Annotated in this window: 7 protein-coding genes; all 7 read right to left on the reverse strand. The window is 72.0% G+C overall.

The window, feature by feature from the left end:
* A partial coding sequence (locus A9O63_RS16970) for a serine/threonine-protein kinase (RefSeq protein ID WP_141703107.1) occupies nt 1-816 on the reverse strand: 816 nt, incomplete at its 3' end.
* Between the two features lie 16 nt (nt 817-832).
* Nucleotides 833-1,096, reverse strand: a complete 264-nt coding sequence (locus A9O63_RS16975) for a hypothetical protein (protein WP_069332990.1) — start codon at nt 1,094-1,096, stop codon at nt 833-835.
* A gap of 18 nt (nt 1,097-1,114) precedes the next feature.
* Nucleotides 1,115-2,731: a formylglycine-generating enzyme family protein gene (locus A9O63_RS16980; RefSeq protein WP_069332991.1), complete on the reverse strand. Its 1,617-nt coding sequence runs from the start codon at nt 2,729-2,731 to the stop codon at nt 1,115-1,117.
* Nucleotides 2,724-3,914, reverse strand: a complete 1,191-nt coding sequence (locus A9O63_RS16985; protein ID WP_069332992.1) for an ABC transporter permease family protein — start codon at nt 3,912-3,914, stop codon at nt 2,724-2,726. The genes A9O63_RS16980 and A9O63_RS16985 overlap by 8 nt, the downstream gene beginning before the upstream one ends.
* Nucleotides 3,914-4,633, reverse strand: coding sequence for an ATP-binding cassette domain-containing protein (locus A9O63_RS16990; RefSeq protein ID WP_069332993.1), 720 nt, complete (start codon nt 4,631-4,633; stop codon nt 3,914-3,916). Before A9O63_RS16990 ends, A9O63_RS16985 begins: the two co-directional genes overlap by 1 nt.
* Nucleotides 4,630-5,841, reverse strand: coding sequence for a trypsin-like peptidase domain-containing protein (locus A9O63_RS16995; protein WP_069332994.1), 1,212 nt, complete (start codon nt 5,839-5,841; stop codon nt 4,630-4,632). Before A9O63_RS16995 ends, A9O63_RS16990 begins: the two co-directional genes overlap by 4 nt.
* A complete protein-coding gene (locus tag A9O63_RS17000) occupies nt 5,841-6,956 on the reverse strand; it encodes a serine/threonine-protein kinase (RefSeq protein WP_069332995.1) in 1,116 nt (371 codons plus the stop codon). The genes A9O63_RS16995 and A9O63_RS17000 overlap by 1 nt, the downstream gene beginning before the upstream one ends.
* Between the last annotated feature and the right edge of the window lie 153 nt (nt 6,957-7,109).

Here is a 7,109-nt window from a genome sequence, read left to right on the forward strand (position 1 = left end):
CTCGGCGAACAGCTTCTGCAGGTCGGCGGGGCGCTCCTCGGGCCGGGTGCGCAGCATCGCTTCGAACAGCCGCGCCAGCGCCGGGGGCAGGCCCGCGTCGCGCGGGATCGTCACATTCTCCCGCCGCACCTCGACCGCGGCCATGCCCATCCCCTCGCCCGGCACCTTCAGCCCGCAGACCTTCATCAGCACGAGGCCGAGCGAGTAGATGTCGGAGGCCGGCCCCACCCGCGCGCCGTGCAGCCCGAACTGCTCGGGCGAGGAATAGGAGTATTTCCCGGCATAGCTCGACCCGATGATCGAGGCCTCGGTCCCCGACGTGTTCGAGGCCAGCCCGAAGTCGATCAGCTTGCAATGGCCGATGTCGCCGTCGGGCAGCATGATGTTGTCGGGCGCCACGTCGCGGTGGACGATGCCGAGCGCGTGAATCGCCGCCAGCGCCCCCGCCATCCGCCGCCCCAGCCGCAGCACGTCGCCGGGCGCGAGCCGCGCCCCGCGTTCGAGGTAATGCGACAAAGGCTGGCCGTCGACGAACTCCATGATCAGATACAGCCGCCCCTCGCGGTCCTGAAGCGTGGTCTCGTAGCGGATCACCGCGTCGCTCTGGACCTTGCGCAAGAGCTGCGCCTCGCGGCGGAACAGCTCGACCGCCTTGGGCACCAGCGCGATCTCGGGCGTCATCACCTTGATCGCCACCACATCCTGCGTCGTGAGGTTCATCCCGCGCCAGGTCGTGCCCATGCCGCCCTGCCCCAGCCGCGCTTCGACGCGGTAGGTGTCCTGGATCACGTCGCCGGGCTGGAGTTCGCTCGCCATCGCCGTCACCCTGCCGTCACACCCGGCGCTGGTTCAGCGCGACATGCTTGGTGAAGGTGCGGATGTCCATGATCTGGAAGCAGATGCCTGCGAAGACCAGCGACAGCGTCACCCCGAACAGGATGATCAGGAAGCCGTAGAGGATCACCGCACTGTCGCCGACAATGTACTTCGGCGAATAGCGGATGATCATCGCGCCGGTATAGCAGGACAGGGCGACGTTGAAGCCGGTGGCGATCCAGACCAGCACGGCCAGCGATTTGTTCAGAAAATCCCGCATGGGGGTTGCTCCTTGAGGTTAGCGGGCCTGCGCGGCCGCGATCTGTTGCATGTCGGACCGGATGGCGGCGAGATCGTTCATCCCGGTGTCGCCGCGCCGGTCGAGATGGGCCTGCACCGCGCCGAGGCAGGCGCCGCGCCGCGGGCCACGGCTCTCGTGCTCGTCGCGCACGGCTGCGATCTGCGCCGCCAGCAGCTCCTGCGAGAATTCGGCCGAAAGCCCCTCGATCAGGTTGGCGTAGTCGACGCTTTCGCGGCCGACCGCCTCCTCCATCTCGCGCAGCTTCGCCTCGGCTTCGGCGCGGGCCTCGGCCACCTCCTGCGCCAGTGCGGTGTCGCCGCTCGCCTCGGCCTCGGCGGCCAGCCCGTCATAGCTCGGCACCAGCGCCGCGATGGCCAGCGCGTTCAGGTAGCGCTGCACGATCTGGTCGCAGGTCAGCACCGACGAGCCGAGGATCATGCGGATGGTCCGGTCGCGCTGCGCGTTCGTCTCGGCGCGGGCCTCGCGGATCGTCCGGGCGATGGTGGCAAAGCGGCTGCGATCGGCGGCATCGCCGGCCTCGCGCTGAAGCCGGTCGAGCAACGCCAGAACCTCGGCCTCCGAGGCCGCCGAATCCAGCGCAGGGTCGGCCCGCGACAGGGTCTCGAGCGCCGCCGCGACCGCCTTCGCCTGCTCGGCCGAGGTGATCGAGAGCGTGGACAGCACGAGCCGTCCGCCGGTGAAGGCCTCGCGCGTCACGTCCTTCGAATGCGCGTCGAAGGGCGGCACCTCGAACCGGGTTGCGCTGGTGATCTGGTCGAGCGGCGTGCGCGCGTCGCCCCCGCGCTTGACGTGGCCGCCCGCCTGCCCGTGCAGCCGGCCGTGGCGCACCATCGCGAAGGGGGTCAGCACATATTCCGAGACGTTGCCCAGCATGTCGTGCAGCCCGAGCGGATTGGGCGCCAGCGTGCCGATCGCCTGCACCTTGCCGCCCGCGCTGTCGTTGCCGCCATGCGCGATATATTCCGACGCGGAGTGGCCGGGCGGGATCGGCGGCAGCGCGCCGCGGAACAGCGCCGGATCGACGGCAAGACCGCCCCGTGCGGCGAATTCCCACTCCTCCTCGGTCGGAAGCCGCAGATGGGCCGACGCCGCACCGGCGAGGGCGAGGCTTTCCGGCGCGTTCCGCATCAGCCAGACCGTCCAGGCCTGCGCGAAGGCGTCAAGCTCGGTCTTCGTCACCTCCCTCACCGGCAGGAAGTCGCGCCGGCGCGGCTCCTTCTGCGGGCAGCCTTCCGTCACCGCGCGATACTGCGCCTCGGCGATCTCGTATTTCGCCATGTAGAAAACGGCCTTGGCTTCCGCCTCGCCCGTCCCCGGAAACCCGCCCGAGACATAGGAGCGCCGCGTGCCGTCCAGATAAGGCTGGTCCTCGTCCTCGCGGCCGAGGATGACCGGAACGTCGCCCACCGCGCCGTCGGCATTGGGTGTCGCCACCGGGCGGAAGGCCATCGCCCCGCCGCAGGGCAAGGGCAGCACGAGGTCGCCCTCGGCCGGTTGCGGGTTCCAGTATTTCTCATCCACCGTGATCTCGGCTGCCGCGACGGGCGGCGCGGCCAAGAGGATCGCCAGCGCAAGACCCCATGCCCTAGCCATGACGCAACACCTCCTCGCTCGGGATCCGCAGCACCGCCGCCATCGCCCAGAGCGCCGCGGTCAGCGCCGTCACGCAGGCAAGCACCGCCGCCCCGCCCAGCTGGTCCGGTCTGAGCCGCGCCAGCGCCGCCCCCTCGGCCACGGCAGGGAAGCTCGCATTGATCAGCGCGAGCGACGGCAGGACGAGGGCGAGCGACAGGCCAAGCCCCGCCCCGATCAGCACGAGGCTCTGGATCAGCGGCACCGTCGCGCGCTGCGCGGGCGCGAGACCCAGCATCCGCAGCAGGCTGAAGGCCAGACGCCGCCGCTCCACCATGCCGCGGAGGTTGGCGCTCATCGCGGCCCAGAACCCGGCGGCGGCCAGGGCGGCAACCGCAAGATAGAGCCGGTCCGCGCCCCGCCGCAGCTGCAGCAGCAGCGCCGCATTCTCCGCCCGCGGGCGCACCGAGACGCCGCGCTCCTCCAGCGCCGCCGAGAGCGGGCCGAGATCGGCAAGCGTCCGTGCATAGAGGCGGAAGCTGGCAAAGGCCGCAGGCGGCGCGGCTGCCTGAAGCCAGCTGTCGGGCGTGACGGCCGGATCGTCGCGGAACCGCTCGATCGCCAGCATGTCCGGCAGCGAGAGGAACAGCGCCGGGCGTCCGTAGCGCTCGGCCGGAACGATCCCCGCCACCTCCAGCCGCCGCCGCGCCGTCTGCTCAAGGCCGTCGATGCGCCGCCCGATCACCATCGTCAGCACCCCGCCGGGCGCCGCCCCCAGCGACTTCGCAAGCGGCGCGCTCAGCCAGACCCGCCCCGGCCCGACCTCCCCCGCAAGCAGCGGATCGCCCGCGGCCGAGACCACCAGCGGCACCTCCCGCACCACCGAACGGCGGGGGAAGGAGACCACCACCGCATCCGCAAGCGCGTTGATGCTGCGCGTGGCGGGCACGACGAAGCCCACCTCGGGCCGCGCCTCGAGCCAACGGAAGAAGGCCTCGTCATGCGCACCGGCGCCCACCGCCAGCAGCTCCCGGTTCGCCGGGTCGTCGACCAGCCGCTCGACCATCGTGTCGAGCGCCCCCGTCTTCAGCGCGAGCAGGATCAGCATGGGCGCCAGCACGCCCACCAGCGCCGCCACGAAGCAGAGCGCCGAGATCCAGTCGTGCCGCAATTCGCGCAGCGCCAGAACGATGGGCAGCGGCATCAGCCCGCCTCCGCCCGGAAGACCGAGCGCGTCAGCGCGCCCGCAACCTCCACCCGATGTCGCACGCGACGGCAGGCGGCGAAGGCGCTTCCCGCGATCTGGTGGCCCGCGAGCAGCACGGCCGAGCCCGCATCCCCGGCGAGCCGCAGGATCAGCTCCTCCACCGCGTGGACATTGGCGGGGTCGAGCGCCGAGACCGGCTCGTCCAGCAGGAGCAGCCGCGGCCGCGCGAGCATCGCCCGCGCCACGGCCGCCCGCTGGCGCTGGCCTACCGAAAGCTGCGCCGGAAACCGGCCCATCAGATCGGCAAGGCCGAGCGAGCCCACCACCTCCCGCGCCCAGTCCGGCGCCACCCGCAGCCGCGCGATCCGCGCCGGCAGGCCGATGTTGTCGCCCATGGTCAGATAGGGCACCAGCGCATGTGTCTGAAGCACGAAGCCCATCGCCGCAGGCCCCGGCGGGCGCGCCGCCAGGGCCAGATCGTGCCCCGCCACCCGATGCCGCGCCGGCCGCGCCTGAGGCGCAACCGCCCCCGCAACGAGCCCGAGCACCGTGCTCTTGCCGCTGCCGCTGGGGGCGTCCAGCACCAGCACCTCGCCCGGTGCGACCGAGAGCCGCTCGATCGCCACCTCGAACCGCTCTCCCAACCGGACCGAGAGATCCCGGATGTCGGCTGCGGCGTCCGATGCCGCCAGGTCGGGGGGCGCCAGATCCTTCATGACCCCGCCCTCAGCCGGATCTCGACCTCGTCGCCCAGCACCAGAACCGTCGCCTCGCCCCCCTGCCGCGGCTGGTTCGGCGGCAGCGGCTTGCCATCCACCACCGTCCCGTTGGTCGAGCCGAGGTCGGTCGCCATCAGCCGCCGCCCCTCGAGCGTCAGCCGCAGATGCTCGCGGCTGATCCGCGGGCTGTCGATCGCCACCTCGGCCGCGCCGCCGCGTCCGATGACGACGCCGCGTTGCAGGCTCGCCCGTCCGATGCCGCGCCGCTGGCGCGATCCGCCCGCGGCGATGGTCAGCGTCAGCGCGACCCGGGGTGCCGCGGGCTCGCTGCCCCGGCTGCCGGCCGCGACCGCCATGGCGCCCAGGATCAGCGCCAGCGAGGCGCCCGTTCCGCCGAGGATCATCCAGAGCGGCACGCCGCCCTCCGCCTCCGCCGTGGCGGCGGGTGGCGCCGCGGCCGGCGTCCCGCCGCACCCGCCTCTCGCCGTCTGCACCGGAAGCCCGGCCTCGGCCAGGAACTCCGCGATGGTGCCAGCCGAGGAGGCGAGGTAGATCCCCGCCACATCCGTAGCGCCCATCGTGTTCACCCCGATCACCCGCCCGCACTGGTCGAGCAGCGGACCGCCCGAATTGCCGGGGCTGATGGGCGCGGAGTGCTGGACGAGCTCCAGTTCCGCCTCCGGGCTCCCCGGCCACGACCCGATCAGCACGCGGCTGACGCTGCCGCCGGTCAACGTGGTCTCGAAGGCGGCGATGTTCATGTCGCGGCCCATGGTGGCGTCGGCCGCGCCGGGATAGCCGATGGCCACCACGGCTTCGCCCTTCTCCAGCCGTCGCGTGTCGATGGCCAGGGGCGGCGGCGGCGGCGTGCCGATCTCTTCGGGCGTGAGGCGCAGCGCCGCCAGGTCCTTCTCCGGTGACACGGCGAGGACCGTCCCGCTGTAGATCGAGATCGCCTCGCCTTTCTTGAAGAAGACGGCGATGTCGCCACCGTGCTCGACGACGTGGTAGTTGGTCAGGTAGAGCAGCCCGCCGCCTGCGCCCTGGCCGAAGACCATGCCGGCGCCGGTCTTCATTCCGCGGGGAACGTCCACGAAGATCCGGCCCACCGAGGCATCTGTCAGCCGCGCGACGGCGGTGAAATCCTGTGCCGCGGCGCTTGCAGCGCACAGGAACCCGAAAAGCACGCCCAGAAGTCTCAGCATCAGTAGGCCACCCAGGCGGGCTGGCGCGAGACGACGCCATAGGCCACGGCCGCGCCCGCGATCAGCAGCATCAGCAGCACCATGGCGATGGAATGGCGGTTGACGGGGCGACGCTGGGTGCGCGGCACCGCCGAGGACGGTGAGGACACAGCCCCCGTCGAGCTGCGGCGCGACGGCTGCGGGGCCGCACCCATCTCGACGCCGGCCATGTAGGCGAACTGGCGCACCGTCCGCGGCCGCGCCTCCGGCCAGAGCGCGCAGCCGGCATCGACCGCCGAGGCGAAGGCGGGCGAGTAGCTGCCGCGCAGCCGCCGCTGCGCCAGAAGCGCCGTCAGCGGCACATAAGGATCGGGCGCCCCCGCGGCGACCGCCGCCGCCCGGTCGGGCGCGCTGGGGGGCAATTGCCGCGTGGCCATCTCGTAGAGCATGACCGACAGCGAGTAGATGTCGCTCCACGGCCCCTCCTCCAGCGGCTGGGCCGACCGCACCCGCGCGCGGGGGAACAGCTCGACCGGGGCATAGCTGCGGGTGAACATCGCCAGCGACCCGCGTTGTCCCGAGGGACGCGCGGCGCCGAAGTCGATCAGGATCGGCTGCTGGTCGCTGCGCGAGATCATGATGTTGGCGGGCTTCACGTCGCGGTGGACAAGGTTCGTCGAATGCACCGTCTCGAGCGCGAGGCAGATCGGGGCGAGAAAGCTGCGCAGCAGGTCCTCGGCGATGAAGCCGGTGCGCTGGATCGTCGCCTGCACGAGACGGCTGAGCGGCTCGCCCTCGATGAAGTCCATGGCGCAATAGGCGGTGCCGAACTTCTCGAAGGCGCCGCGCACCCGCACCAGCCCGGCCTGCTGCGGCAGCGCCTTCAGGATGTTCGCCTCGGTGATGAAGGCCCGCAGCCCCTCTTGGTACATCCGCTCGGCCTTGGGCAGCGGGCGGACGAAGCCCTGCGCGTCGCGATGGGCCATGTCGCAGGGGAAATATTCCTTCAGCGCGACGATGGCGCCGGTCTCGAGCACGCTTGCCCGGTAGGTGATCCCGAACCCGCCCCGTCCGATCTGATCCACGATGACATGACCGGCGATGCGCGTGCCGTTCGGAAGGCGCGGCTCGGTCATCATGTCTCGTCCGCTCTGGCAGGCGCGTCGTCCTTGGCCGGGCGCCCCTCGCGCGCGGCAGGTCGCCGTGCCGGCGCCGGGCTCGCCTCGGGTGCGGAGGGCCTTTCGGGCTGCGCCTCGGGCTTCGCGGCGGGGCCTCCGGGCGGCGGAGGC

Source organism: Cereibacter johrii, assembly GCF_001720585.1.
Taxonomy (GTDB): domain Bacteria; phylum Pseudomonadota; class Alphaproteobacteria; order Rhodobacterales; family Rhodobacteraceae; genus Cereibacter_A; species Cereibacter_A johrii.